This is a genomic window from Streptomyces pseudoechinosporeus (assembly GCF_054783935.1).
In genome coordinates this window covers 352,296-376,249 of the sequence record NZ_BAAGPS010000009.1, presented here as the reverse complement: position 1 = coordinate 376,249, position 23,954 = coordinate 352,296, and the positions used below count along the sequence as shown (strand labels likewise).

28 protein-coding genes and 1 pseudogene are annotated in these 23,954 nt (G+C 70.5%); 7 read left to right on the top strand and 22 right to left on the bottom strand.

Going from position 1 to position 23,954, the window contains the following annotated elements; translation table 11 throughout:
* Positions 1-83: 83 nt before the first annotated feature.
* The gene (locus ACYVO6_RS13305) at positions 84-464 is read right to left on the bottom strand and encodes a VOC family protein (protein ID WP_461060671.1); all 381 of its coding nucleotides are present in this window, start codon (positions 462-464) and stop codon (positions 84-86) included.
* A 135-nt stretch (positions 465-599) separates the two neighbouring features.
* On the opposite strand from ACYVO6_RS13305, the gene ACYVO6_RS13300 reads away from it, so the two are divergent.
* Positions 600-911, top strand: a complete 312-nt coding sequence (locus ACYVO6_RS13300; RefSeq protein WP_461060669.1) for a hypothetical protein — start codon at positions 600-602, stop codon at positions 909-911.
* A 79-nt stretch (positions 912-990) separates the two neighbouring features.
* On the opposite strand, the gene ACYVO6_RS13295 is transcribed toward ACYVO6_RS13300, so the two are convergent.
* The gene (locus tag ACYVO6_RS13295; protein WP_461060667.1) at positions 991-1,776 is read right to left on the bottom strand and encodes a DJ-1/PfpI family protein; all 786 of its coding nucleotides are present in this window, start codon (positions 1,774-1,776) and stop codon (positions 991-993) included.
* Complete coding sequence (locus ACYVO6_RS13290; RefSeq protein ID WP_461060665.1) at positions 1,773-2,777, bottom strand: GlxA family transcriptional regulator; 1,005 nt, start codon at positions 2,775-2,777, stop codon at positions 1,773-1,775. The genes ACYVO6_RS13295 and ACYVO6_RS13290 overlap by 4 nt, the downstream gene beginning before the upstream one ends.
* Positions 2,778-2,956: 179 nt before the next feature.
* Here ACYVO6_RS13290 and ACYVO6_RS13285 point away from each other — a divergent pair.
* Positions 2,957-3,479 (top strand): annotated as a pseudogene (locus ACYVO6_RS13285) (L-tyrosine/L-tryptophan isonitrile synthase family protein); the annotation flags it as partial.
* Between the two features lie 199 nt (positions 3,480-3,678).
* Here the strand turns inward: ACYVO6_RS13285 and ACYVO6_RS13280 are convergent.
* On the bottom strand, positions 3,679-4,251 hold the full coding sequence (locus ACYVO6_RS13280; protein WP_461060663.1) for a carbonic anhydrase: 573 nt from the start codon (positions 4,249-4,251) through the stop codon (positions 3,679-3,681).
* A gap of 472 nt (positions 4,252-4,723) precedes the next feature.
* Between ACYVO6_RS13280 and ACYVO6_RS13275 the strand changes: the two genes are divergently transcribed.
* Positions 4,724-5,062: a nuclear transport factor 2 family protein gene (locus tag ACYVO6_RS13275; protein WP_461060661.1), complete on the top strand. Its 339-nt coding sequence runs from the start codon at positions 4,724-4,726 to the stop codon at positions 5,060-5,062.
* A 288-nt stretch (positions 5,063-5,350) separates the two neighbouring features.
* On the top strand, positions 5,351-5,719 hold the full coding sequence (locus ACYVO6_RS13270) for a winged helix-turn-helix transcriptional regulator (RefSeq protein ID WP_461060659.1): 369 nt from the start codon (positions 5,351-5,353) through the stop codon (positions 5,717-5,719).
* Positions 5,720-5,741: 22 nt separating this feature from the next.
* Here the strand turns inward: ACYVO6_RS13270 and ACYVO6_RS13265 are convergent, their stop codons facing one another.
* The gene (locus ACYVO6_RS13265; protein ID WP_461060657.1) at positions 5,742-5,999 is read right to left on the bottom strand and encodes a winged helix-turn-helix transcriptional regulator; all 258 of its coding nucleotides are present in this window, start codon (positions 5,997-5,999) and stop codon (positions 5,742-5,744) included.
* Between the two features lie 142 nt (positions 6,000-6,141).
* Between ACYVO6_RS13265 and ACYVO6_RS13260 the strand changes: the two genes are divergently transcribed.
* A complete protein-coding gene (locus tag ACYVO6_RS13260) occupies positions 6,142-7,011 on the top strand; it encodes an NmrA family NAD(P)-binding protein (protein WP_461060655.1) in 870 nt (289 codons plus the stop codon).
* 330 nt (positions 7,012-7,341) lie between these two features.
* Here ACYVO6_RS13260 and ACYVO6_RS13255 read toward each other — a convergent pair whose 3' ends face one another.
* From ACYVO6_RS13255 to ACYVO6_RS13210, 10 genes are read right to left on the bottom strand one after another with little or no spacing between them, the layout of a single operon-like run.
* Positions 7,342-8,112 (bottom strand): sulfite exporter TauE/SafE family protein, encoded by a 771-nt coding sequence (locus ACYVO6_RS13255; RefSeq protein WP_461060653.1) that lies wholly within the window; start codon positions 8,110-8,112, stop codon positions 7,342-7,344.
* Positions 8,109-9,776 carry a rhodanese-like domain-containing protein gene (locus tag ACYVO6_RS13250; protein ID WP_461060651.1) on the bottom strand — a complete coding sequence of 556 codons (1,668 nt, stop codon included), beginning with the start codon at positions 9,774-9,776 and terminating at the stop codon, positions 8,109-8,111. Before ACYVO6_RS13250 ends, ACYVO6_RS13255 begins: the two co-directional genes overlap by 4 nt.
* Entirely contained in the window at positions 9,773-10,636 is an 864-nt protein-coding gene (locus tag ACYVO6_RS13245; RefSeq protein ID WP_461060649.1) for an ABC transporter permease, read from the bottom strand. The genes ACYVO6_RS13250 and ACYVO6_RS13245 overlap by 4 nt, the downstream gene beginning before the upstream one ends.
* Entirely contained in the window at positions 10,633-11,820 is a 1,188-nt protein-coding gene (locus ACYVO6_RS13240; protein ID WP_461060647.1) for an ABC transporter substrate-binding protein, read from the bottom strand. Before ACYVO6_RS13240 ends, ACYVO6_RS13245 begins: the two co-directional genes overlap by 4 nt.
* Positions 11,813-12,577 (bottom strand): ABC transporter ATP-binding protein, encoded by a 765-nt coding sequence (locus ACYVO6_RS13235; protein WP_461060645.1) that lies wholly within the window; start codon positions 12,575-12,577, stop codon positions 11,813-11,815. The genes ACYVO6_RS13240 and ACYVO6_RS13235 overlap by 8 nt, the downstream gene beginning before the upstream one ends.
* Complete coding sequence (locus tag ACYVO6_RS13230) at positions 12,574-13,386, bottom strand: flavin reductase (protein WP_461060643.1); 813 nt, start codon at positions 13,384-13,386, stop codon at positions 12,574-12,576. The genes ACYVO6_RS13235 and ACYVO6_RS13230 overlap by 4 nt, the downstream gene beginning before the upstream one ends.
* Positions 13,383-14,060 (bottom strand): RNA polymerase sigma factor, encoded by a 678-nt coding sequence (locus tag ACYVO6_RS13225; RefSeq protein ID WP_461060641.1) that lies wholly within the window; start codon positions 14,058-14,060, stop codon positions 13,383-13,385. Before ACYVO6_RS13225 ends, ACYVO6_RS13230 begins: the two co-directional genes overlap by 4 nt.
* On the bottom strand, positions 14,048-15,142 hold the full coding sequence (locus ACYVO6_RS13220; RefSeq protein WP_461060639.1) for a hypothetical protein: 1,095 nt from the start codon (positions 15,140-15,142) through the stop codon (positions 14,048-14,050). The genes ACYVO6_RS13225 and ACYVO6_RS13220 overlap by 13 nt, the downstream gene beginning before the upstream one ends.
* Positions 15,143-15,194: 52 nt before the next feature.
* Complete coding sequence (cynS, locus tag ACYVO6_RS13215; RefSeq protein WP_461060638.1) at positions 15,195-15,647, bottom strand: cyanase; 453 nt, start codon at positions 15,645-15,647, stop codon at positions 15,195-15,197.
* 8 nt (positions 15,648-15,655) lie between these two features.
* A complete protein-coding gene (locus ACYVO6_RS13210; protein WP_461060636.1) occupies positions 15,656-16,198 on the bottom strand; it encodes an OsmC family protein in 543 nt (180 codons plus the stop codon).
* A 254-nt stretch (positions 16,199-16,452) separates the two neighbouring features.
* On the opposite strand from ACYVO6_RS13210, the gene ACYVO6_RS13205 reads away from it, so the two are divergent.
* A complete protein-coding gene (locus tag ACYVO6_RS13205) occupies positions 16,453-16,812 on the top strand; it encodes a nuclear transport factor 2 family protein (protein WP_461060634.1) in 360 nt (119 codons plus the stop codon).
* 68 nt (positions 16,813-16,880) lie between these two features.
* Here the strand turns inward: ACYVO6_RS13205 and ACYVO6_RS13200 are convergent, their stop codons facing one another.
* Positions 16,881-17,249 (bottom strand): winged helix-turn-helix transcriptional regulator, encoded by a 369-nt coding sequence (locus ACYVO6_RS13200; RefSeq protein ID WP_461060632.1) that lies wholly within the window; start codon positions 17,247-17,249, stop codon positions 16,881-16,883.
* A 105-nt stretch (positions 17,250-17,354) separates the two neighbouring features.
* Here ACYVO6_RS13200 and ACYVO6_RS13195 point away from each other — a divergent pair, with 105 nt between their 5' ends.
* The gene (locus tag ACYVO6_RS13195; RefSeq protein WP_461060630.1) at positions 17,355-17,675 is read left to right on the top strand and encodes a MarR family winged helix-turn-helix transcriptional regulator; all 321 of its coding nucleotides are present in this window, start codon (positions 17,355-17,357) and stop codon (positions 17,673-17,675) included.
* Between the two features lie 71 nt (positions 17,676-17,746).
* Here the strand turns inward: ACYVO6_RS13195 and ACYVO6_RS13190 are convergent, their stop codons facing one another.
* The 6 genes from ACYVO6_RS13190 to ACYVO6_RS13165 form a co-directional block, all read right to left on the bottom strand.
* Positions 17,747-18,724 carry a GlxA family transcriptional regulator gene (locus ACYVO6_RS13190; protein WP_461060628.1) on the bottom strand — a complete coding sequence of 326 codons (978 nt, stop codon included), beginning with the start codon at positions 18,722-18,724 and terminating at the stop codon, positions 17,747-17,749.
* 123 nt (positions 18,725-18,847) lie between these two features.
* Positions 18,848-19,489: a sigma-70 family RNA polymerase sigma factor gene (locus ACYVO6_RS13185; protein ID WP_461060626.1), complete on the bottom strand. Its 642-nt coding sequence runs from the start codon at positions 19,487-19,489 to the stop codon at positions 18,848-18,850.
* 197 nt (positions 19,490-19,686) lie between these two features.
* A complete protein-coding gene (locus ACYVO6_RS13180; protein WP_461060625.1) occupies positions 19,687-20,397 on the bottom strand; it encodes a hypothetical protein in 711 nt (236 codons plus the stop codon).
* Between the two features lie 337 nt (positions 20,398-20,734).
* Positions 20,735-21,256, bottom strand: coding sequence for a copper chaperone PCu(A)C (locus ACYVO6_RS13175; RefSeq protein WP_461060623.1), 522 nt, complete (start codon positions 21,254-21,256; stop codon positions 20,735-20,737).
* Positions 21,253-23,550 (bottom strand): heavy metal translocating P-type ATPase, encoded by a 2,298-nt coding sequence (locus ACYVO6_RS13170; protein ID WP_461060621.1) that lies wholly within the window; start codon positions 23,548-23,550, stop codon positions 21,253-21,255. The genes ACYVO6_RS13175 and ACYVO6_RS13170 overlap by 4 nt, the downstream gene beginning before the upstream one ends.
* On the bottom strand, positions 23,550-23,783 hold the full coding sequence (locus ACYVO6_RS13165) for a hypothetical protein (protein WP_461060619.1): 234 nt from the start codon (positions 23,781-23,783) through the stop codon (positions 23,550-23,552). Before ACYVO6_RS13165 ends, ACYVO6_RS13170 begins: the two co-directional genes overlap by 1 nt.
* Positions 23,784-23,954: the final 171 nt, after the last annotated feature.

Sequence of the window (23,954 nt, the reverse complement as noted above, 5' to 3'; positions counted from 1 at the left end):
GCCGGGCGGTGCGGCGGACCGGCCGAGGACCGGTCCGCCGACGGACCACGCGCGGTGGGGCCGCCCGGTGAGCCTGGGACGCGTCACGGGGCGGGTGCGGAGAACACGCCGAAGTGGTGGCCCGCGCTGTCCTCCAGGCGGGCGAAGGTGAGGCCCGCGGCGTCGGCGACAGGCGGCATGAGCACCTTGCCGCCCAGTTCCTCGGCGCGCTGGACGATCGTGGCGACGTCCTGGACAAGGACGTAGAAGATCGCGTAGTCGGGGAACTTCCCCTCCGACTCCCACACGCCACCGGTGGGCTGCTGGGCGCTCGGCGTGACGACGGCGTGGTAGTTGACGCCGGGCGTGTTGGTGTTGAGCTGGAAGTTCCAGTCGAACAGCTGGCCGTAGAACTGTTTGACCTCTTCCGGTTGGTCAGTGCCGATCTCGAACCAGGCGACGGAGTTGAAGGCAGGGCTGGGCATCGAATTCTCCCTTGCTGTCCATGCAGGACATATCGGCATCCTCTGCACATCGCAGTCGGGGTCGGCCGGCGTCTGCCAGAGTTGCTGCGCTCAGACTAGGCAAATACATTCCATGGAAGCAACTTCCTTAGATGAATGTTCCACATCGAGCTTCAATCGGCCGCCGGAGAGGAACGCCAGGTCATGAAGCCAGTGGAGATCGAGGCGAAGACGCCGATCCAGAAGTCGAGGGACCAAGTCGCCCGTCGTCACCCGCGACATCGACCTGCTCGCCAGCCTGTCCTGGCCGAGGTCGGCATGACCGTAACCACCACCGACGACAAGGTCAGCCGCTGGCTGGCGGAGAAGCTGTCGCCGTCGGGGTCGTCGCAGTACGTCGATCGCCCGGCCATCGCCGTCACCAGGCCAAGGTGGCACCGGAGACAATCTGCGCGGAACCGGCGGTGAAAGGACCCTCATTCAGCGCGAACCCAGATCGCTGAGGCGAGCGGGGCCAACGAGGATCTCACCCGGAACCACGCCCCTCCTACACCTCGGACGCCGACAGCAACTCCAGAGCCCGTCGCTTCAGTTCGTCGCTCGCCTCCGCCGCGTTGCCCGAGTCGAAGGGCGGCTGCGGGTCGTACTCGACGGCGAGCTGGATCGCCCTCGCCGTGTCCTCTCCCGCGATCAGGGACGCGAGGTACAGGGACATGTCCACGCCCGCCGACACCCCGGCGGAGGTGATGATCTTGCCGGAGCGTACGTAGCGCTGCGGCACGTAGGTCACGCCGAACCTCTTCTGGAGTTGCTCGGCAGCGGCCCAGTGGACGGCGGCCTTGCGGCCCTTCAGCAGGCCGGCGGCAGCGAGGAGGAGGCCGCCACTGCACACGGAGGTGGTCCAGACGGTGTGCCGGTGGGCCTTGCGGATGAAGTCCAGGAGGGTCTGGTTCTCCAACGCCTCGGCCATACCGCGGTTGCCCCCGCCCGACACGAGCAGGACGTCGAGACGGCCGGCCTCGGCGAGGGAACGCTCGGCCACCAGGGCCACGTCACCGGTGTCCGTACGGACCGGGCCGCGCTGCTCGGCGATCATCGTCACGGTCGCGTCCGGCATCCGGGAGAGGATCTCTGCCGGGCCGGTGGGGTCCAGCATGCTGTAGCCGTTGAACAGCAGGATGCCGATGGTCGGTCCCGAGCGGCCCTTCGCGTCGGTGAGCGCTGCCCCAGCTGGGGCAGCCTGTGCCGCTCTGGTCGGGGCCGCTGCCGTGGCGGCGAGGGCGGTGGCCGCCGTGCCGCGGAGAACGTTTCTGCGTGTCGTCGGATGCGTCATGGCACGCGAGTCTCGTGCCTCGGTGCGACGCGCGGGGGTGGCATGTCCGGCATCCTGCGAAGCATGTCCCCCGTGATCCCGTAGCGGTCCAGAAACGCCTGTCGCAGTGTCTCCGCCGATCCGAAACCGCAGCGGCGGGCGATCGCCGCCATCGGCAGTCCGCTGTTCCTCGCCAGGTGCGCCGCTGCCTCGGTGCGGGCTACGCGCACGGCCCGTGCCGGAGTGGTCCCGAGATGTGCGCCGAAGAGCCGGGCCAGGTGCCGGGCGCTGACCCCCGCCCGGGCCGCAAGCGCCGGCGGTGAGAGGTCCTCGGCCAGATGGCCGGCGACGTAGCCCATGAGGTCCCGCACCAGCCGGTGCTCCGGCGGCGGAGCGGACAGGTACAGGGAGATCTGTGCCTGGTCGGCTGGACGGTGCACATGAGTGACGAGTTCTCGGGCGACGGTTCGGGCCAGGGTCGGTCCGTGGTCGTCCTCGATCAGCTCCAGCGTCAGGTCGAGGGCGCTGGTGAGGCCGGCGGAGGTGTAGACGTTGCCGTCGCGTATGCGGATCGGGTCCACGTCGACGGCCACCGAGGGATGCCGCTCGGCCAGCCGTTCCCCCCACCGCCAGTGAGTCGTGGCTCTGCGGTCGTCCAACAGCCCGGCGGCGGCCAGCACATAGGCGCCGGTGCAGACCGAGGCCACGCGCCGGCTGTGCCCGGCCAGCCGCCGCACCTGGGCCAGTAGTTTCTCGTCCGCCGCCGCGCCCTCACAGCCGAGGCCGCCCACGACCAGCAGCGTGTCCAGGCGCCCCCCGACCGTCTCCAAGTCCTGTCCCCCGCCCACCTGGATCCCGGCCGAGCTCCGGGCGGCCCGACCGCCGAGGGTGCCCAGCTCGATGGAGTACGGCGGGCTCGCACCGAACCAGTTGGCGATGTCCAACGCACTGCTGGGCGCGGCGATGTCGAGAATCTGAGCGTTGTCATAGGCGACGATGAGTACACGTCGGCTGGTGTCCATGCCTGATGGCAGCACATTCAGAGGCGTGGTGTCGCACCGGGCACGCTTGGGAAGCGGCCACGGAGGCCGCCTGACGGCCCGCCCGGCCGGTGGATGAGGGCGCGTGTGACAAGGTGCTGCGGCCAAGCCCCGCCGGAAAAGGATTCTTTCCCTGCCCAAGGTCGAGCTGACCACCAGCTTTCGACCTGCGCGACGTCCTCGGCGACCTTCCCCACGACACAAAACGCGCCCGCGTCCACGACCAGTACGCCCCACCCTGGAGGTCCTGCGCGCCGAGGTCCGCGCCGACGCCCACACCCTCGCCCTGTACCGGGGCATCACCCGCTTCCTCCTCGACGACACCATCGGCTTCACCGGCAGCCACTCCGCCCTCCAGCGCGAATGCCGTAGACGCGCCTACGGCGTCATCCAGCGCAGCCGCGCCTGGGGCGACCTGATCGCCGAGCACAACCCCGCGCCGTACGCCCGTCCATCCACCCCCAGCCCGTCGGCGCCGCCAAGTTCGGCATCCGTCTCCTCGACGCACCCGACGCCTGGACCACCCACTGGCACTCAGCCGCCCTACGCGATTCCGACGGCAGGTGGACGCTCATGCCGCGGGCGAGGGCGGAGCGGCTCGGCCGTCTGGTCCACCAGAACGGCAGACCGAGCCACTTCGAGGGGGCTGACACACGCGCCGCCGTCAACCGATGGCGTGCGTGAACGCCGCTGCCCGGCAGAAAGCGCACGCCATTCCAGCCAGAGGGCGGAAACACTGTGATCCGTGAGGCCGGCGTCTCACCGGTGAACGTGTTGAATATCCGGGAGCGAGGCGGCGGAGAATCCCGGATCAACCGACTCCGCCGAACTGTCGACGCGATGCGAACTGCCCGGCGGAGTCGGTCGAACGGACATTACCTGGTCATGCGGAAGGCGCTCCGGTGAGCACTTCCACTCGGCCGGTGTCGAGCGAGTAATAGGCGCTGACCACCGCCAGGGATCCCTTCTTCACGAGCGGGGCGAGATCCTTGTTGGACCGCAGTGCGGCGGAGGTCTGCTTGACGTGGATGCGGGTCATCGCGTCCACCGGGTCATCGTGCTTTTCCTTGGCAGACTCCTCGTACGCCGGCCGCAGCGCGTCGGCGATCGACTGGAGGTTGCCGGGGAGCTTCTTGCCGTCGCGCATGGCCTCGTACGACGCCTTGACGGCGCCACAGCGCTGGTGCCCGAGGACGACGATCAGCGGGGTCCCGGACGTCATGGGCCCGTACTCGACGGAACCGGTGACCACCGGTCCGACCACCTGCCCGCCGGTGCGCATCACGAACAGGTCGCCGAGCCCGGTATCGAAGAGCAGCTCCGGCGGCACCCGGGAGTCGATGCAGGACAGGACCACGCCGAAGGGATCCTGCTCCTCGGCCACGAAATCGCGTCGCTTGGGGTCTCGATCGGGATGCTGGAGATTACCGTCCTGCCAGCGCTCGTTGCCGTCCATCAGCCGTGAGAACGCCCCCCACGGCGAGGAGGGGCGGTCGCTCGGAGTCGGCGAGGCGCTTGCCGCGCTCCCTGCGTTTGCCGCCTTGCCCGTTTCCTTTTCCTCCGTCTTCGAGGAACAGCCGGAGAGCACGGCAGCGGTGGCCGCCAGTCCCCCGGTGAGAATGGTTCTGCGGAGTGGATGTCCAGCTATAGACATTGGCCGGTCTTTCCTTCGGTTCACGCCGGATTCCCCCCGAGCGCTTCCAGACACGTAGTTATAGCAGGGGGAAGGTAATGCGACACAAAAGACCGATGGGCGGCTTCACGCTGAATTGATGGAGTGTGGGTGGGAAATGTGCTCGGCGTGTGGGTAGTGTTGTGGGCAGAGTGATGTGCATCACATTGATCCATTGGTTACGTTGAGGTGACTGGTTACGGATCGTGAGTATGGGTGGCACCAGGAAGGACTCGACACACCAAGGAGATCCGTCATGGGGTTCACCCGAACGCTCTTCGCCGAGGACATCGTGTGGCACCAGCCCGGAGACAACCAGCTCTCCGGCACCCATCGCGGTGCGGCCACCGTCAGGGAAGTGATGGGCAGAACGATGGCCATCAGCGAGGGGACGTTCGAGCTCGCGGTGACCGGCGCACCGATGGTCAACGGCGCCATGTTCGCGGTGCCGGTGCACTTCTCGGCCAAGCGCCAGGGTGCCGAGCTGTCGATGGACGGCATCGACGTGCTGAGGGTCGAGGGCGGCAAGATCGCGGAAGTGTGGCTGTTCTCCGTCGTCCAGGAGGACGAGGACGCCTTCTGGAACGGCAACTGAGCCCGAAGGCTCTGGAATCGGTCTCGTCGGCGGCCACTCTCGGCCGATGTGCCCCTGAACTGTCGCCCGGAATCCGATCCCCCCGAGTGCCCGGGCGACACCGAGGCCCCGGCGGTCTCTGTACCGGCCGCCGGGGCCGCTTCCTGAGTCGCGGCAGTGCCGCCGGTCCAGGGCGGCGCTGCCCGCCGTAGCCGCCGAGCCCTGCGGCAGCCCGGAAGGCGAGGTGAGTCGGCGAATCACCGACCGTGACCAGACCCCTTTGCTCGACCGTATGGAGAGGCGCGACACATGACGGAGCAGCTGGACTTCAACGTGCTCACGGAGACCTGCCCCTCCCGGACGTCCCTGGCCCGCATCGCCAACAAGTGGACCGCGATGGTGGTGATCACGCTCGGCACCGGCCGGATGCGCTTCGGTGACCTGCGCGCCACGGTCCAGGGCATCAGCCCGAAGGTGCTCACTGACACGTTGCGGGACCTGGAACGCGACGGCCTCGTCGCGCGGTACGCCTACGCCGAGATACCACTCAGGGTCGAGTACGAACTGACCGCGCTGGGACGCACCCTGCACACACCGCTGCACGCACTGGGCCGCTGGGCAGAGGAGAACATTCCCGAGGTACTCGCCGCCCGCGAGGCTTACGACACCCTTCGCTGACTTCCTTCCCTGGCATCCCGTCTCACGACGCCGCGTCAGGAACCGGATCCGGGATCGACAGCGCCCAGGTGGCCATGGCCTCGAGAACCTCGCGCAGTCCCTCGCCGAGAGGGGTGAGGCGGTATTCGACGCGCGGCGGGATCTCGGCGTACGCGGTGCCGGTGACGATGCCGCTCTCCTCGAACTGGCGCAGCCGGCTGGTGAGAGTGTGCGGGCTGATGCCGGGCAGAGCGTCGCGCAACTCGGTGAACCGCCTGAGGCCCAGAAGGAGTTCCCGCACGATCAGCGTGGCCTACGGACCGTTGAGCAGGGTGAGAAACCGGGCGACCCCGCACTTGTGATCGCAGAGCTTGTTCATTTTTTGAGCGTAGCCCATTAGTGCAGTTGATGTAACCAGTGCACCCCGTGCACTAATGGGACTCATGACCTACGTGATTCATGGCGCCACCGGCGCCCAAGGTGCTCCCGTCGTCGCCGCCCTCGCCGCTGCGGGCAAGTCCGTCGTGGCCCTGACCCGCGATGCGGAGGCCATCGTCGTCGGCGCGCGCGTGGTGGCCGCCGACTACTCCTCCGCCGAAGATCTGACCGAGGTTTACCGTGACGCCGAGGGGGTGTTCGTCCACCTGCCGATCGTCGCGGAAGAGGACCGCCGGGCCTTCGCACGCAACGTCGTCGCCGCCGTCCGCGCGGCCCGGCCAGCCCGCGTGGTGTTCTCCACCAGCGGCTTCGTCGTCGATGACCCCGGTAACAGCGATCAGGACGGCACGGCCGAGAGCGCGGTCGCGACGCTGGCCGGCGGGCTGGCGGACAGCGGAGTGTCCTACGCGGTGATCGAGCCCCGGCTGTTCTTCGAGAACCTGCTCATGCCGCACGTGGCCGGAGCCGTCCGCGAGCAGGGCGTACTGCGCTATCCGCTGCCCGCCGGCTTCCGCGTCTCATGGGCCTCGCACCTGGACATCGCCGACGTCGCCGCCGCGCTGTTCGAGAGCCCGGACGTCACCGGTGTGGTCTCCGTCGGGCAGTACCCGGCCATCACCGGACAGGACCTGGCCGAGGCGTTCAGTGCCCGGCTCGGGCGGGACGTGGTCTACGAGGGGATTACCCCCGACGCCTTCCGCGCATCCGTCGCGCCCCTGATCGGGGAGGGCCCCGCCGCGGACGTCGCGGGCAGCTACCAGGCCATGCAAGCGCTGCCGGACCGCTCGATCGCACCCGAGCGCTCCGCCCAGAAACTGCTGGGCATCACTCCCCGGACCGCGAGCCAGTGGCTGACCGACATCGGTTGGGCATAGCACGTGCCCACGGCATCGGGGCCGGGCAGGTGCACACAGGACCGCCCGGCCCTGTTGCCGCACCTGACGTCACGCTGAAGCAGGTGCTCGCGGAGTGCGACCTGGTGGCCGTACACGCCCACTTCGTGAACGCGCCGGGCGAGCGGGGCCAGGCGATGGTCGACCTCTTCCGCGTGCTGGACGGGAAGATCGTCGGGCATTGGGATGTCATCCAGGACGTGCTGGAGACCTCCGCGAACAGCAACACGATGTTCCAGACACGCCAGGACTGCGGGTCGTCGCCGGCGGTTGCTCCGCCGGTGCGCGATCGCACGGACAGAAAGCGGCCTTTCAGGTGGCCGCCACGCGAACGAGTACGAAGCCCGCGACCGCCAGTACGAAGACCGAGAACGCGCGTCGCAGGGCCCTGGCCGGAAGCCGACAGCCCACCGGTGCGGCCGCGGCGGCGCCGAGGAGGGCGCATGCCGTGAAACTGCCTGCTAGCAGCGGGTCGAGATCCACGTGGCCGAGCCAGGACACCAGCCCGCTGAACGAGTTCAGCACGATGATCACCAGCGACGTGCCCGCCGCCGTCGCGATCGGCAGCCCCAGCATCACCGTGAGTGCGGGAACGATGAGGAACCCGCCGCCCACGCCGAACAGTCCGGTCAGAAAACCGACCAGCGCGCCGATGGCCACCGCGCGTGGCAGACACCGGCGCAGCTCCGTCCCACCGTCCGGAGCGGCGCAACCGGTGCGGCGCACCGGACGGTCGAGGAACATCCGCGCCCCGGTGACGGCGAGCAGGATGCCGAATCCGGCGAGCACCAGGCGCGGGTCGAGCCGGCGGTTCACCAGGGCGCCGCCGTATGTCGCTGCCGCGCCGGTCACCGCGAAGATGCCCGCGATCCGCCAGTGGACGTGTCCGGCGCGGATCCGGCTCAGGGACGCGACCGCCGCTGAACAGCCCACCACCAGCAGCGACATCGGCACCGCCGACGTCGTCGGCAGCCCCGCCACGAAAACCAGGACCGGCAGAGCCAGGATCGAGCCGCCGCCTCCCAGCAGTCCGAGCGCGCCGCCGACGAGCAGCGCGAGCACGAGCGTGGCCGTCAGCGTCATGGCGATGCCTCGACGCCCGGTGATCCGGACTCCAGCCAGGCGCGCAGACAGCCGTCGACGAGAACGACGTCGTACCCGTGTGCTGCGAGCAGGGACGCCGCCACCGTCGCCCGGTAACCCGAGGCGCAGTGCACCCAGATCTGCCGGTCCGGCGGCAGTTCGCCGCGGCGCGCCAGGAGTTCGTGCAGCGGGATGGGGACCGAGCCGTGGACAACCCCGTCGGCGTGTTCCGCGGTCCGGCGTACGTCGAGCACGAGCACGTCGGTCCGCTCTCGGGCCCGCGCCAGTTCCTCGTACGACGCGCGCGGCAACGACGCCAGTGTCGCTTTCCCGGCGAGCGCCTCAATGGGGCCGCTGGCCGCACCGGCCAGCTCGTCGACGCCGATCCGTACCAACTCGCGCTGTGCCTCGGCCACCTGCTCGGACGTCTCGCCGACGAGCGTGAGCGGCATGCTCTCCGGCAGCAGCCAGCCGAGGTGAGTGAGGAAGCTCGTGGACAGCTCGAAGCTGAGGGAGCCGGGCAGATGCCGACGTGCGTACGCCGTGCGGTCCCGCAGGTCGACCACCCACTCTCCGCGGTCGATCCGGGCGTGCAACTCCTGCGGCGCGGCCGTTTCGGGCGGGGTCAGGTCCACGGGCGAGGGGCCCGCCCGGTTGACCGGGGCCATGCGGGCGTACCAGGCCGGGACATCGGACAGCCCGGCGAGCAACCGTGCGACGTAGGCGTCCTCGTCGAGCAGCAGCGCGGGATTGCGCTCGCGTTCCCGCCCGATGGTCGAGTCGTCGCCGTCGGCCGGGGTGGCCGCGCAGAAGGAGCCGAATCCGTGTGTCGGCAGCACCCGGGTCGTGGCCGCCACCTCCGTGGCGAGCCGGCGGACCGACGCGTGCTGGGACCGGGCGAGCGGCTCGGTGTGCTCCGAACCCAGCAGGTCGGTGCGCCCGGTGGTGCCGTACAGCATCGAACCGCCGGTGAACACCACCATCTCGTCGCCGGCGGCGTCGGTCAGCAGGTAGCTCACGTGGTGGTGGGTGTGCCCGGGCGTCGCCACGACTCGCATCCGCATGCTGCCGACGTCGAGCACCTCGCCGTCGACCACGCCGAGCCGCCCGAAGCTCACCTTCTCGGCCGCCGGCAGGACGTACGTCGCCTCCAGCGACCGCGCGAGCTCCAGACCCCCGGTCACATAGTCGTTGTGGACATGGGTCTCGAACACATGGCTGAGGCGGACGCCCGCACGGTCCAGCAGCGTCCGTATCCGGTCGGTGTCGCGCTGAGGGTCCACGACCAGTGCCATGTGGCCGTCGTGGGCGAGGTAGCTCCGGTTGCCCAGTCCTGGCGTCTCGATGATCTCGACGGTCAGGGGATGTACGGCCTTGGGCTGCTCCAGTGGGCCGCCGTCGCGCTGCCACCGCACGATGCCGCCAGTGAGGGTGCGGGCGTCGTACCCTCTGCCGCCGAGCCAGGAGCTGATGCGGTCGGCGCGGCGACCGGACCGGCAGATCACCAGGACCGGGCGGCCGGGGTCGAGTTCACCGAGCCGGTCGGGAACCTCGTCCATGGGGATGTGCCGTGATCCGGGGATGCGTCCGGTGCTCCACTCGTGGATTTCGCGGATGTCGAGGAGCTGGAGGTCGGTGCGGGCGGTGACCTGGTCCGGGGTCATCGGGCTGCTGCCTTGCGCTCACGGCGGGGCTGCAGCAGCCACCGTGCCTGGGCGTCGATGGCGTATCCGATGAGGCCGATGATGAGGATGAGTGCGGTGATGTCGCTGTAGGCGAGCTGGTCCTTGGCGTTGAGGATCGCGTACCCGAGCCCGGAGGTGACGCCGAGCATCTCGGCCGGCACCAGCACGACCCAGCTGATGCCGATCGCCATCCGGATGCCCGACAGCAGGTAGGGCTGTGCGGAGGGCCACGCCACCGAGCGGACGACTTCCCACCGGGTGGCGCCCAACCCTCGGGCCACGCGCAGGTGGTCGGGCTCGATCCGTCGTACGCCGTCGGCCGTGCTCATCAGGATCGGCCAGACCGCGGTCGCCGCGACGAGCGCGATCACCGGGCTGTCGCCGACGCCGAAGAGGCTGATCGCCACCGGTGCCCAGGACAGTGGCGAGATCATGCGCAGGAACATCAGTACCGGCCGGGTGCCACGCTCCACGATCCGCCGCGATCCGATCGCGGCGCCGGAGAGGATGCCGGCGACCGCGGCCAGGGCCAGGCCGGCCGTCAGCCGCCACATGCTGCTGGTCGCGTCGTCGAACACGGACCCCTTGCGCAGCAGCGCGACCAGGGCGTCCCAGGTCGGCTCGGGCGCGAAGTCGCGCAGCATGGAGCCGGTTGCGGCGAGCACCTCGGTGACGAACCACCACAGCAGCAGCGCCGCGGCGACTCCGATCACCGGCGCCAGGGTGTCCGCGGCAGTGCCCGCACGGGCAGGGGTACGACGGTCACGGCCGCTGCGCGGGCTCGGGGCGGTACCGGCGGTGACGTCTTCCTCAGTTTCCTCAGTGACGAGCGAGGTCATGGTTCGATCAGCTCCTTGCGGTTACGAACCAGCGGGATACCGGCGGCGCTCAGGGCCCGGGTGACGAAACGGTCGTCGACGAGCTCCCGGTGCGCGGCGGCACCGGTCAGGCCGGACAGGAACGAGGTGTCGCCGTCGACCGTCGTCCTGCCCATCAGCTCCACGAGAGAGGCGGTGTAACTGGCCGCCGGGAAGGCGGAGAAGCCGAGTCGCTGGCCCTGCCAGGCCGGGTGCCGCAGCACGTCGCGGTACGCGGCGGCGGTGCGGTTGAAAACCTTGTCGATCGCCTTCACCGGCTGCGGGAGGTAGCCGGTCGGCCCCAGCTCGCGCGCGCCGCGTGTGCGGTGCGCGGAGAGCCACTGCTGGGCCTGGACGACGGACGCGACCAGCGCGGTCGCGGCCTCGGGGTGCGCGGTGGCGAGGTCTTCGCGGACCGTGACCGCGCAGCAGGCGTGGTCCTTCCACACGTCGCCGAGGAAGCGGAGCACATGGCCGACCCCGTTCGCCTCGGCCAGCGCGGAGAACGGGTCGGCCACGACGAAGCCCGCGATCGAACCGGTCTGCAGCGCGGGCACCATGTCGGCCGGCGACATCACCAGCAGCTCGACGGTTCCGGCCCCGGCGGACGCCGTGCCGGTGACCGCCGTCAGACCGGCGGCGGCGAGCATCCGCTGGAGCAGGACGTTGTGCACCGACCACCAGAACGGGATCGCCACTTTCGCACCGGCCAGCTGAGCGACGTCGGTGATCCGCGGCGCGACGGTGAGCGCTGATCCGTTGGTGTGCCCCCAGGCGACCACCTTGATCGGCGCCTTCTTCGCGATCCGCAGCTGCAGCGCCATCGGCATCAGCATGTGGACGACATCCACCTGACCGGTCGTCAGCGCCTGGGCCAGGCTGTCCCAGGAGCGGAACAGCACGGGGCGTTCGGCATCAATGCCGGCGTCGGCCAGCAGGCCGCGCTCGTAGGCGACGAGGAGAGCACTGGCGTCGGTGATGGGCAGGTATCCGATGCGCAGCGGCCGGTCCAGGAGGCCGCCGTGGGTCGAGGCGGAGGGGGCGACGGAGCGGACCGCGCCCGTACCGGCCAGTCCGGCCAGCGTGGCCCCGGTCAGCACCCGGCCGCCGAGCCGCAGTGCGCCCCGGCGCGAGTACGGGCGGGAGGGCCGTGGGCTCTCAGACATGGTCCGGCTCCTTCGCCGCGGTGTGGTAGGCCGCCTGGATCTCTGCGCGCAGCTCCGCCCGGCGGGCGGAGCTGCCCGACGGGCTGTCCTGCGACTCGGGTTGGTGGGTCCAGCGGTGCGCGATACGGCCGCCTGTGCCCAGCAGCACGATCTCGTCGGCGAGCACGAGCGCCTCGTCGATGTCGTGGGTGACCATGACCGTGGTCCAGCCCCGCTCCAGCACCTGCCGGCGCAGCCAGCTCTGCAGCTCGGCGCGGGTGAGCGGATCGAGCGCGGAGAACGGCTCGTCGAGCAGCAGCACGTCCGGCGCGATGGCCAACGCCCTGGCGAGCGCGACCCGTTGGGCCTGGCCGCCGGAGATCTCTTCGGCGTAGCTGTCCGCCACGGCAGTCAGTCCCAGGAGCTCCAGCAACTCGTCGACGAGTTCCGGGGGGACGTCCTTGTTGGCGGCGTACGTCTGGCCGAGTCCGGCGTTCTCACGCACCGTCAGCCAGGGGAAAAGCAGCGGCGCCTGGTGGACGGTGCCCTTCTTGAGGTCGTGCCCGCCGGAGTCGATCTCGCCTTCGCTCGGCGCCAGGTCGCCCGTGAGGACGTGCAGCAGCGTGGACTTGCCGGCACCGGACTGGCCGAGCAGGGCCAGCACCCGGCCGCAGTTGATGGACAGGGAGATGCCGTCGAGCACCCGCTTGTCGCCGCGGCGCACGGACACGTCGATCAGTTGCGCCACCAGCCGGCCGGTGTGGAGTCTCGGCGTCATGGCGTGCCGTCCTTCCGGCCCGCCTGCCGGTCACCCGGCGGCGGCACCACGGTCGGCGTCCAGTCGTGCAGGGCGCCCGCCTGGTAGAGCAGCGGGGTGTGGGCCGACCGGTGCAGGGCGTGCACCCGGGCGAGGAGGATGACGTGGTCACCGCCGTCGTAGATCCGCACGATGTGGGTGGACAGCCAGGCGGCGCTCTCCTCGATGAGGGGGACGCCGTGCGGCCCGGTCCGGTGCTCCACGACGGCGAAGCGGTCTTCCACGGGAGAGGCGAACGTCTTCGCCACGTGCGCCTGGCCGCGGGACAGCACGTTCACGCCCATCGGGGAACCGACGCGGAAGGCTGGCAGGCAGCTCGCCGTCCGCGCGACGCACACCAGGATCAGCGGCGGGTCGAGGGAGACGCTGGTGAACGAGCTCACCGTCATCCCGACCGGCTTCCCGGCCGGAGCCGTGGTGATCACGGTGACCCCGCTGGGGAACGTGCCGGCCACGGCCTTGAGCGCCTTCGGGTCGATGGATTCCTCGGGCTGCCACTGCCCCACCGCGTCCTCCTCGACGAGGGTGAAGCGCGGCCGGGAGTCGACCTTGCCGAGCAGTTCCCTGACCCGCGGGTCATCGGCCGACAGCGTCTCGGAGTCCATGCCGCGCAGCAGGCGGCGCACGTCCTGCAGTTGTTCCAGATAGACCTCGCAGGGCGGGCAGTCCTTCAGGTGCTGGACCACCTCGGCCTGCCAGGTCTCCTCGTCGGCGTCGAGCAGGTCGTCGACCATGCCGACGAACTCACGGCAGTCGAGTACGGTCGTCACGGCCGCATTCCCTTCTTGTCCTGGTAACCCTCCAGCGCGCCGCGGAGCTTCACGCGGCCGCGGTGGAGGAGCGCACGCTGGTTGGTGTCGTCGAGGTCGAGCAGTTCGCGGGTCTCGGCCGCCGACAGCCCCTCGACGTCGCGCAGCAGCACGACCAGGCGCTGGTTGCGCGGCAGTTGGGCCAGTGCGGCGGAGACCACGCCCATCAGCTCGGCGAACATCGCCGACTCCTCGGGCAGAAAGCGGCTGGTCGGCGGCACGGACCAGTGGTGGGCCTTCGGATGGCCTTCCGGGTGCATGCGCTCCGCGAACAGGTCCGTCTCCTCGAATCCGGAGCTCTCCCGCTGGGCACGGCGCAGCTCGCGCTCGGCGAGCTTGAGCGCCTTGTTGCGCAGCACTCCGAACAGCCAGGTGCGAAACCGTGACCGCCCCTCGAAGGTGTCGACCCGGTTGAGAACAGCGATCCAGGTCTCCTGGACCACGTCCTCGGCCAGGGTCCGGTCACCGGGGATCAGCGAGTCGGCGAAGCGCAGCATCGCCGGGTAGTGCGCTGAGATGAGTGCCGCGACGGCGTCGCGGTCCCCGCCCTTGAGTACCGCCGCCTCCGGGCAGTACGACCGTGAATCCTCTTGGGGCGTCTCGCCCCGTAGCACCTGGCCGCTCAGGGCCGGCACTGGGCGAGCTCCCACTTCAGCTGGGCCTCGGAGGGGGACTGCACCGGGATGAAGAACGACTCCCTGAAGCGCCGCGAGGCGCCGGAGGTGCGGGCGTAGCCGCGCCCGCCGGCGGTTTTCGCCTCCAGGGTCGCCGCCTCCGTGGCGACCTCGGCCGCCGCGAGCCGCATCGACAGCATCTCCATGCGGCCGGCGGGGTTGCCGGATCCGACGCGACGCGCGACGTCACGCATCGCGGTGCGCGCGACGGACAGACGCCCGGTGGCCCGGTCGACATCTCCGGCGAACACCGTGTTCACCCCGGTCAGGCTGGCCCTTGCGTTGTCGAGGCAGGTGCCCGCGAGGCCGACGCACAGTGCCGTCTGCAGAGTGAGGAAGGTGCCCCGCACGGAGGCGAGGAAGCCTTCGAAGTCCCGGGTCAGCACCTGTTCGTGCGGCACCTTCACGTCCTTGAGGTTGAGGTAGGACGACGCGGTGCTGCTCAGCGCGAGCAGCGGGAAGGGACGGCCGACGCTGATGCCCTCGCTGTCGAGCGGCAGGGCGACGACGATCCGGTCGCCGGCGTCGGTGCGGGCCGCGGTGACCAGCACCGCGTCGTGGTAGAGGTTGGACGCCCAGCGGATCGGCCCCGACAGCTCGTAGCCGTCCTCGATGGCGGTCGCCGTGATCTCCAGCGAGCCGCAGCCCGCCAGCTCCCGGAAGGCCGAGGCCATCCCGGTCACGCCGGGCACGATGCCGGCGCGGAGCCGTTCGGCCTGGGCGAGGGCGTACGGCGTACCGGACATGAGCAGGTACTCCAGGCACATCCGGTGCGCCCATGTCGTGAACGCGGAGCTCACACAGCGGGCGGCCAGGGCGCTGATCACCTCGGCCATGGCCGGCAGCCCGCCGCCGGCGTTGCCGGGAGCACCCAGGTCCGTGGCACCGGCCTCCGCCAGCCAGGTCAGCACCTGCCGGGCCTGGCCGACCTCGTCGGTGTCCAGCCGGTCGGCTCCCTCACAGACGCGGGCCAGGAGGGCCTCGAAGGCCACTTGGTCGAGGTCGGCGACGCTGCCGACGGGGGATGCGTGCACGGTGGTCATCTGTCCTCCAGATGGTCGGAGAGTGGTCCGGTACGCCGGCTCTGCCTCGGCGCTACCAGCGGTAGTCGAGGAACTTGCCGTCGAACGTCACCACCACCCGGTCGCCGTCGGGGTGGGCGCGACGCCGGATGTCGACCTTGAAGTTGATCGCCGACATGATTCCGTCGCCGAACTCCTCGTGGATGAGCTCCTTCAGAGACGGGCCGTAGACCGCCAGTGCCTCGAAGAAGCGGTAGACCGTCGGGTCCTTCATCAGCTCCGGGGTGATGTCGCGTGCGGGCTGGAGCTGCAGCGACTCGACTACGTCGTCCCCGAGACCGAGCAGGACGGCGACGGCCGCCGCGTCCTCGGCGGTCATGGGGTGCTGTCCCAGCAGCGCCGCCGTCGTCCACACGACGGGCTTGTCGATCTCGGCGGCGATCCCCGACCAGGTCAGGCCCCGGCGGATCCGGGCGGCGGTCACCAGGGCCGCGGCCTCGGACTTGGGCAGGATCGGAGTGCTCATGGCGGGCCTCAGCCGACCGCGAGGGTGGAGGAGATCTCGACGTTGTTGGTGAACGTGTTGACCACTGGCGACCACCGCATCGCGCTGTTCTTGATCTCGCCGAGGACCTCGTCGTCGGCGTCGCCGGCGAGCGTGACGGAGCAGCGCACGGCGGTGAAGCCCAGGACCTTGTCCTCCGGGGTGTCGCCGACGCCCCAGACGGCGGAGATGTCGATGTCGCCCTCCATGGCGACCTCGATCCTGCTCAGGGTCACGCCGCGTTGGGTGGCGTTGGCGAGCAGGCCGACGGAGACGCAGGAGCCGAGGGCCGCGAGCGCCATCTCGGAGGGGTTGGGCGCGGCGTCGTCACCGAGCAGGTGGCAGGGCTCCGAGACCAGCACCGGCTCCAAGGTGCGGATCTGCGTGAGGTTACGGAAGCCGCCCTCGCAGGTGGTCACGGCCTTGAGCGTCTTGCGGCCGGTGCTCGGGTCTGCCTTGGCGCTGCCGGCGAGTGCTTCCAGGCCGTCGGCGTCGATGCTCTCAAGGCCATTGGTCGGCACGGTCTGAGTCATGGCTTCGGATCCCTCTCTTCGTGGTCCGCTCGCCTGCCGACGGCGGCCGACGGCGGCTTTCACGAGGTGAGTTCCGGTGGAGGCGCCAACCGTGACACCGGGCGGCCGGAAAACGCCGTCCGAGACGGGGTATTTACATCCCGCTAACAGCAGGGCCGTGAAGGGCGGGGCCGAGTAACCTCCGGGCAACACCGAGGCAGCGTGTGACGTGTGTCAGGTGATCCCATTGATTACGTTGAGGTGCCTGGTTACCGATGGTGAGTATGGAGGTGCAGCAGGACGAACTCACCGAAGGAGAAGGGTCGACTGTGGGGTCCACCACCGCGCTCAGGATCGTCCGGCAGTACGCCGACGCGGTCTCCGCCAAGGACCTCGTCACCATCGCGGACTTGTTCGCCGACGACATCGTGCAGCACCAGCCGAGCGGCAGCCGCTTCTCCGGTTCGCATCGCGGCACGTCGGTGATCCGCGAGATGTTCGGCGGCATGACGGCGCTCATGCCGACCGTCCCCGTACCGAACACCGCGATGCTGCTGCCTGCCCGAGGCCGCAGCGAGTTCAGGACGCCGCCCGCACCGCCGGGTCCACCTTCACGACGTTCCGCTCGCCGGTGAGCGCGGCGGACATCCGGTGCCGAGGTCCTTCCTGACGCCAAATGCTTACATCTGGTAACCAGTCACGGTCACTGGCGGGCGTCGTAGCTCTCGCGTGCCGCGAGTACTTCGGTCATGTGTTCCTCGGCCCAGAGGCCCAGTGCCTGAAGCGGAGCGTGCAGAGTGCGCCCCAGTGGGGTCAGCTCGTATTCGACCCTGGGTGGCACCTCGGCGTACACGTGCCGGGTGACGACCCCGTCCCGTTCCAGGTCCCGGAGGGTCTCGGTGAGGACCTTGCCGCTGATGCCGTCGACGGTGGCGCGCAGGTCGCGAAAGCGCATGCGGTCGGCGCTGAGGGCGATGACCACCATGGCCGTCCACTTGTTGGCGATGCGGGCGAGCGAGGTACGGGACGGGCAGGTCGCCGTCATGACATCGAAGGCCGGAAGCTGTGGCATGCGTTACATCCCCTCATTGGTTACGTCGGGGTGGCTGAATACCGATGGTGAGTGTAGGGCCTCAGCAGGCAGTACTTGACGGAACTCGACTGAGGAGAACCGATCATGGAGTCCGCCATCACGCTTGCCGTCGCCAACCGGTGTGCGGAGGAGTTCGGGATCACGGTCGGCGGGACGAGCAAGGTGGTCGACCGCATGGAGGCCGCCGGTTACTGCTGGAGGCGCGCCACCCCGCACGACGGGCGCTGCTCGCTCGTCGAGCTCACACCTGCTGGCCGGCGTTTGGTGGACAGGGCCACGAAAGTCTTCGAGGCAGAACTCGAGGCACGGATCGGTTCCGTGATTCCCGAGCAGGGCCTGGAAAGATTCGCCGCCACCCTGAGCACGGGTCGGGCGGCCGGACGTTCGGCGGGTGCACGTCAGTAGCCTGTGGCGTTTCAGCCACGGCACACCAGCTGCCCCGGCGCCCACATGCCGGGATTGGCTGTACGTCCGCGTCACGAGAAGCGTTCCCGGTAGTCGAGGGGCGAGATCCGCAGCACCCGCTGGAACGACCTGAGCATCGTGGCCTGTGTCCCGAACCCCGTTTCGCGCGCGATGGACCCGGGGCTGCGGGGCGTCTCAGTGAGGAGGCGGGAGGCGGCCACCACTCGGGCCCGCTCGATGTACTCCCGCGCCGACATGCCGACCTGAGCGCGGAACAGGCGGGTGAAGTGGCGCTCGGAGATGCCTGCCTGACGGGACAGAGAGCGGATCGACAGGTCGCCGCTCGGGTCGGCGAGGATCCGCCGCTGCACCGCGCGCAGTGCCGGGCTGCGTGCGTCGGGGCCGAGCGGCTCGGCGAACTGGAGCTGACCGCCCGGCCTGCGGTGGTACGTGACGAGGGACCTGGCGACCTGCTGGGCGGCCTCGCCGCCCAGGTCGTCCTCCACGAGGGCGAGGGCCAGGTCGAGGCCGGAGGCGGCGGCGCCCCCGGAGGTCGTGACGCGGCCGTCCCGTACCACCGTGTCCCGTGCGTCGGCCTCGACGGCTGGGAAACGACGGGCGAGTTCGTCCGCGAACTCCCAGTGCGTGGCCGCCCTGCGGCCGTCGAGAAGCCCGGCATCAGCGAGGAGGAAGGCGCCGGTGCCCACCGAGGCCACGCGCCGGGCCCGCCGGGCCATGGAACCCACCGCGTCGACGATCGCCCGATCGAGGGCAGGGATGCCGTCCGTGCCCGGCACGATCAGCGTGCCGGCCTTGGCCACGTCCGTCGTGTCGTGGTCCGGTTGGAGGGTGAGTCCGCCGGACGCGCGGACGGGTCCGCCGTCCAGAGAGGCTGTCCTCACCTCGTACCGGCAGGTTCCCGAACTCATCTCGCCCGCCGCGGCGAAGACATCGGCGGGCCCTGAGAAGCCGAGGCTCTGGACCCCGTCGAAGAGCAGGATGAGCACCAGGTGGGGCTGCTGCCCGCTCGTATGGTCCGGACTGTTCATTGCGACCTCGCTCGTACGCGCGTCATCCTGCGCGCGACTGTCATCCATGGGGGTGCTAAGCGGTCTCGGGGATAGGAAGGGCGCCGGCCCGCGCTTCGGACGGGCGGCGCCGGCGCCCTTCGATCAGGCAGCCAGCGGGGTCGGTTCGGCCGTCGCCTCGGCCTCGGCCAGCAGCTCGATGAGCGTCGCCCGGGCACGGGCCACGCGCGAGCGGACCGTTCCGATGGGGCAGCCACTGGCCTCGGCCGCCTCCGCGTAGGGCAGCCCCATCAACTGGGTGAGCATGAACGCCTCACGGCGCTCGTCGGGCAGCGCGTCCAGCAGGTCGAGCAGCGCGACGCCGTCTTCGAAGCCGGGCAGACCGCTCGGCTGGGCGCGTTCGACTGTCGTTCTCCAGTCGTCCGTGACGCACAGGCGTGGCCGGGCGGCGGCGTACCGGTAGCTGTCGATCACGGCGCGTCGTGCGATGGACAGCAGCCATGCTCGCGCCGAGGAACGCCCCTCGAACCGGTGCAGGCTGCCGAGCGCCCGCAGGAACGTGTCCTGGGCCAGGTCATCGGCGGCCTGGGGGTCGGAGGACAGATGCGCGACATAGCGGACGACGTCGGGGTGCAGGGCCCGTACGAAACGGTCGACGGCGGCCGGGTCTCCGGCGCGGGCGGCGAGCGCCCAGGCAGTCGTCGACTCGTCGAGCGACGCCACCGCACCGTCTATGTCCGCCTCTCTGCGTTTGTCGCGGGAGGCGGGCAGAACAGGAGTGATCACCTGATGTCCTTCTCGGGTCATCCGGCATCCGGCACGGCGGCACGCACGACCGTGCTGAGGCACGACGGCCGCGTGACACCGCTTGCGGATGGGTCCGGAAGTGAAGAGGAGATGGCCGTACGACGCGTACGGCCGATGCCCGAGGCGCGGGTGTCGATGACACGACACCCGGCTGCGGCCCCGGGGAACCGGCTGTCTCAGACGACAGCGGTCCCGGCCGGAGGCCCCCGAGGAGTGATCGAGTGAACGAGAAGAAGACTCCGCGGCACCCGTTCCGAGCGGGCGCGGTGCAGCCGGACGCCCAGTCCGCGTGGCGGCGCGACAACAGCGAACAGCAGCTGCAGGGGTGCGGCCAGCCAGCCGGCGACGGCCCGCAGGACACGGAACGCGGCACGCTCCCCATGGGCCAGCCACAGGCCGCACAGCAGCGCGGCGAGCGTGTGGGCGGCCAGCATGCCGAACGACGACATGCCGCCCATGTCGTGGCCCACGGGCCCCATGTGCCCCATGTGCGCCGCGTGGTCCGTGGCCATGTGACCCATGTCCATGGAGTCCGTGGGCATGGCGCTCATGTCGTGGCCCAGGGACTCCATGGCGTGTCCCGGGCCCTCCGAGCCGGGCGACGTGGTGTCCGGTCCCGCTGCGCTCGTGGCGGTCGACTGCGCGAGTTCGAAGACCGAGTGGAGCACGCCCTGGGTGACCACGACCAGGGATACGACCAGTGGAAATCCGCGCTCACGGCCCGCGAGGCTCCAGCCCGCACCGCCCGTGACGGCAAGTCCGGCCGCCAGTGCCCACCACGGGACGGTGGTGCCGGACATCAGGACGTGGCCGAGGGCGGCGAGCAGCACGCAGACGGCCGCGAACACCGCGGCCCGTATCGTGCGCGCACACCGTCCAGCAGTCATGACGGCCCTCATCCTCGCATCCGGGGTCCCGTCGTCATGGAGAGGTACGGAATAGGCCCCCGCCCTTCACTCAATCCCGGACCGGTGATGCAGAAAACGCCAACGGGCCGGAACTCGGTGCACGCTTCGGCCGACATGTGAAGGTGCGGGGTCTCTCCCGGACGGCCGCGACCCACCGCGTATCGGGCCGCGGCAGCAACCGCGGCCTGGGACTGCTCGCCGCGCAGGTCGCAGCGTGCCTCATCGCCTGCCTGCGCAGTCACGATCCGTGCGGGCAGCACGCACAGCACCCCGAACACTGCCGTATCCGCGTCGCGTCCACCGGGCAGGCCGCCGGTCACGTCCCGCCCGTGCCCGGGCGGACCACCACCGCAAGGGTCCTGATCCGACCGCTGCGTGCGAAGTGCAGCGTGAACGGCACGAGGTCGCCCTCGCGCCACGTCTCCTTCGCCCTCACGGTCACATCCGTGCCGAACGGAGACATGGCGAGGCTTTCGCCGGCCGGGACGGCGGCGGAGTCCACCGTCTGCCCGTACGCCGCCCGTGCGCCGGCCATGCGGTGGCGGCTGAGCGTGGCGTCGCCGCCGGTGGCGGAGGACGTGACCTTCAGCAGCCGGTCGTCCGCGCCGCCGGAGTTGGTGATGCGGAAGAACGCGGAGGTCTCCCGGGTGCTGCTGAACGGGAGGAAGACGCGCCCGCCGGTGACCGCGATCCGTGCGGGGCTGCCCGCGTTGCCCTGGGCGACCCAGGTGGTGAGGCCGCCGAGGGCGACGCCGCACGCGGCGACGGGCGCGAGCGCGGCGATCAGGCTGTCGGTGACTCGGCGCCGGGTCGGACGCCACAGGCGCTGTCCGGTCATCGGGTACCGCCCCGGCCCCGCGACGGCTGCCATGCCCGCAGGCGCAGACTGTTGCCGACCACCAGCAGGGAGCTCACCGACATCGCCGCCGCGGCGAGCATCGGGTTGAGCAGGCCGACCATGGCGAGCGGCACGGTCACCACGTTGTAGCCGAACGCCCACAGGAGGTTGACGCGGATCGTGCCCAGGGTGCGCCGAGCGAGCCGGACCGCGTCGCCCAGGGCCTCGATGTCACCGCGTACGAGTGTCACGTCGGCGGCCCCGATCGCCACGTCCGTGCCACCTCCCATGGCGATGCCGAGGTCGGCTCCGGCCAGCGCGGCGGCGTCGTTGACCCCGTCGCCGACAACCGCGACCCGGCAGCCCCGCTCCCTCAACTCCCGTACGAGGCCGGCCTTGTCCTCGGGCGTGCAGCGGGAGTGCACCTCCTCGATGCCGAGCGCGGCGGCGACCGCCCGCGCCGGTGCCTCCCGGTCGCCGGTGGCGAGCACCGGCCGCACACCGAGGCGCCGCAGCCGGTCCACGGCCCGGTAACTGCCAGGGCGTACGACGTCCCCGACCTCGATCAGCGCCTCGGCGGCCCCGTCGACACGGACCAGGACGGGGGTGTTGACGCCGGACTCCGCCGCCCGCAGCGCTTCGGTGAGGGCGGCGGGCAACTCCTCGTCCGGCGCGAGAACTTCGACCAGCCGCCCCTCGACCCGGCCGCGCACGCCGCGCCCCGCGGTCGCGGCGAAGCCGCTCACCTCCGGCAGCGTGACCTGACCGGTCAGGGCTTCACCCGACGCTCGAATACGGTCGCGCGGGGGCGCCCCCATGGCGTACGCGACGATCGCTCGGCCCAGTGGGTGTTCCGAGCCCTGCTCCACCGCACCGGCCAGCCGCAGCACCGCCTCGCGCCCGAGCCCGTCCGGCACGGCCGTGACCCTGGCGACGGTCATGTGGCCGGAGGTGAGGGTGCCGGTCTTGTCGAGCACGATCGTGTCGATATGCTGCAACCCCTCCAGGGCCTGTGGGCCCCGGACCAGGACACCGAGCTGCGCGCCGCGCCCGGTGGCGGCCATCAGCGCGGTCGGCGTGGCCAGCCCCAGCGCACACGGGCACGCCACCACCAGGACGGCCACGCACACGGTGACGGCGGCCTGCGGGTCGGCCCCGGCGCCCAGCCAGAACCCGAGCACGGTCACAGCGAGCGCCAGCACCACCGGCACGAACACCCCGGCCACCGCGTCCGCCAGCCGCTGCGCCCGCGCCTTGCCCGCCTGCGCCTCGGTCACCAGCCGGGTGATGCGGGCAAGCTGTGTGTCCGCACCGATCGCAGTAGCCCGTACGAGCAGCAGTCCGCCGACGTTGACCGCCCCGCCGACCACGGCCGAACCCGGTCCGACCTCGACCGGCTCGCTCTCCCCGGTGACCAGGGACAGGTCCACGGCGGAGTTGCCCTCCGCCACCACGCCGTCGGTGGCGACGCGCTCGCCGGGACGGACGACGAAGACCTGCGCGACCCTCAACTCCTCGACAGGGATCAGCCGCTCGGCCCCGTCCTCTCGTACCGCCACTTCCTTCGCGGCGAGTTGGGCCAGCGACCGCAGGGCCGCCCCGGTGCCGTTGCGGGCCCGCGCTTCCAGGAACCGCCCAGTGAGCACGAACAGCGGTACGACGACGGCCACTTCGAGGTAGACGTGCGCCGTGCCGTCGGAGGCTTCGGGCAGCAGGCTGAACGGCATCGTCATGCCCAGCACGCCCGCGCCGCCGAAGAAGAGCGCGTACACCGACCAGGCGAAGGACGCCGCCACGCCCAGCGAGACCAGGGTGTCCATGGTCGCCGTCGAGTGCCGCAGCCCGCGCAGCGCCCGCACGTGGAACGGCCACGCGCTCCACACCGCGACCGGCGTGGCCAGTACGAAACACAGCCACTGCCAGGCGCGGAACTGCAGGTCGGGAACCATGGACAGCAGGACCACCGGCACCGCGAGCAGCGCCGTGACCACCAGCCGCTCGAGCTCCTGCCGGGTGCCATCGGACTCCCCGCCCCGGCCCTCCTCGCGCTGCTGCTTCGGCGGCTCGGGCAGCGCGGCCGTGTACCCGGCCTGCTCGACCGTCGCCATGAGTTCGTCGGGGCTGACGTGCGACGGATGGCTCACCCTGGCGCCCCCGGTGGCCAGATTGACCGTCGCGGTCACGCCCTCCAGCTTCGCGAGCTTCTTCTCCACCCGCCGCACGCAGGCCGCACAGGTCATCCCGCCGACGGTCAGGTCGGTGGTCACCACAGAGGTGGCCGGTTCCGTGGTCATCAGCCGCCACTCCCGTGCTTGTTCATGTCGCCCATGTCCATGCCGCCACCGCCGTCGCCGCTCGTTCCGGAGCGCTGCATATCGGGCGCAACTGGGTCGACGGCTGCTCCGACGGCGTACGCCCCCGCGAAGACCAGGGCGAGCAGAAGAAGGAAACCGCAGAGAGCGGGCGGCGGCGCCAGTCTCCGCAGCGCGAAACCCGCTTCAGTGGAGGACTGCTGGGGCTCTTCCATCACCGGCCTCCTGACCTTGGTCGGACGGCTCGGAAATGGGGATCACGGCTGGATCCCCTACGGCCGTACCGATAGAGGAGTCGGGCCACGCAAGGAGCGAGTTCCGTGCGCCCCTGCCCTGTGGGGTACGCCACAACCGCCGGGGATTTCAGGCCGACCTCCACCGCGACG

Excerpts from the sequence above, each read along its gene's own strand:
- ACYVO6_RS13240 (WP_461060647.1), bottom strand. The coding sequence starts at position 11,820 with ATGTCTGAGAGCCCACGGCCCTCCCGCCCGTACTCGCGCCGGGGCGCA.
- ACYVO6_RS13280 (WP_461060663.1), bottom strand. The coding sequence starts at position 4,251 with ATGGACGGCAACGAGCGCTGGCAGGACGGTAATCTCCAGCATCCCGAT.
- ACYVO6_RS13275 (WP_461060661.1), top strand. The coding sequence starts at position 4,724 with ATGGGGTTCACCCGAACGCTCTTCGCCGAGGACATCGTGTGGCACCAG.
- ACYVO6_RS13255 (WP_461060653.1), bottom strand. The coding sequence starts at position 8,112 with ATGACGCTGACGGCCACGCTCGTGCTCGCGCTGCTCGTCGGCGGCGCG.
- ACYVO6_RS13300 (WP_461060669.1), top strand. The coding sequence starts at position 600 with ATGTTCCACATCGAGCTTCAATCGGCCGCCGGAGAGGAACGCCAGGTC.
- ACYVO6_RS13235 (WP_461060645.1), bottom strand. The coding sequence starts at position 12,577 with ATGACGCCGAGACTCCACACCGGCCGGCTGGTGGCGCAACTGATCGAC.
- ACYVO6_RS13170 (WP_461060621.1), bottom strand. The coding sequence starts at position 23,550 with ATGACCACGGAACCGGCCACCTCTGTGGTGACCACCGACCTGACCGTC.
- ACYVO6_RS13270 (WP_461060659.1), top strand. The coding sequence starts at position 5,351 with ATGACGGAGCAGCTGGACTTCAACGTGCTCACGGAGACCTGCCCCTCC.
- ACYVO6_RS13195 (WP_461060630.1), top strand. The coding sequence starts at position 17,355 with ATGGAGTCCGCCATCACGCTTGCCGTCGCCAACCGGTGTGCGGAGGAG.
- ACYVO6_RS13245 (WP_461060649.1), bottom strand. The coding sequence starts at position 10,636 with ATGACCTCGCTCGTCACTGAGGAAACTGAGGAAGACGTCACCGCCGGT.
- ACYVO6_RS13205 (WP_461060634.1), top strand. The coding sequence starts at position 16,453 with ATGGTGAGTATGGAGGTGCAGCAGGACGAACTCACCGAAGGAGAAGGG.
- ACYVO6_RS13295 (WP_461060667.1), bottom strand. The coding sequence starts at position 1,776 with ATGACGCATCCGACGACACGCAGAAACGTTCTCCGCGGCACGGCGGCC.
- ACYVO6_RS13220 (WP_461060639.1), bottom strand. The coding sequence starts at position 15,142 with ATGACCACCGTGCACGCATCCCCCGTCGGCAGCGTCGCCGACCTCGAC.
- ACYVO6_RS13250 (WP_461060651.1), bottom strand. The coding sequence starts at position 9,776 with ATGACCCCGGACCAGGTCACCGCCCGCACCGACCTCCAGCTCCTCGAC.
- ACYVO6_RS13180 (WP_461060625.1), bottom strand. The coding sequence starts at position 20,397 with ATGACTGCTGGACGGTGTGCGCGCACGATACGGGCCGCGGTGTTCGCG.
- ACYVO6_RS13190 (WP_461060628.1), bottom strand. The coding sequence starts at position 18,724 with ATGAACAGTCCGGACCATACGAGCGGGCAGCAGCCCCACCTGGTGCTC.
- ACYVO6_RS13290 (WP_461060665.1), bottom strand. The coding sequence starts at position 2,777 with ATGGACACCAGCCGACGTGTACTCATCGTCGCCTATGACAACGCTCAG.
- ACYVO6_RS13210 (WP_461060636.1), bottom strand. The coding sequence starts at position 16,198 with ATGACTCAGACCGTGCCGACCAATGGCCTTGAGAGCATCGACGCCGAC.
- ACYVO6_RS13165 (WP_461060619.1), bottom strand. The coding sequence starts at position 23,783 with ATGGAAGAGCCCCAGCAGTCCTCCACTGAAGCGGGTTTCGCGCTGCGG.
- ACYVO6_RS13175 (WP_461060623.1), bottom strand. The coding sequence starts at position 21,256 with ATGACCGGACAGCGCCTGTGGCGTCCGACCCGGCGCCGAGTCACCGAC.
- cynS (WP_461060638.1), bottom strand. The coding sequence starts at position 15,647 with ATGAGCACTCCGATCCTGCCCAAGTCCGAGGCCGCGGCCCTGGTGACC.
- ACYVO6_RS13305 (WP_461060671.1), bottom strand. The coding sequence starts at position 464 with ATGCCCAGCCCTGCCTTCAACTCCGTCGCCTGGTTCGAGATCGGCACT.
- ACYVO6_RS13260 (WP_461060655.1), top strand. The coding sequence starts at position 6,142 with ATGACCTACGTGATTCATGGCGCCACCGGCGCCCAAGGTGCTCCCGTC.
- ACYVO6_RS13200 (WP_461060632.1), bottom strand. The coding sequence starts at position 17,249 with ATGCCACAGCTTCCGGCCTTCGATGTCATGACGGCGACCTGCCCGTCC.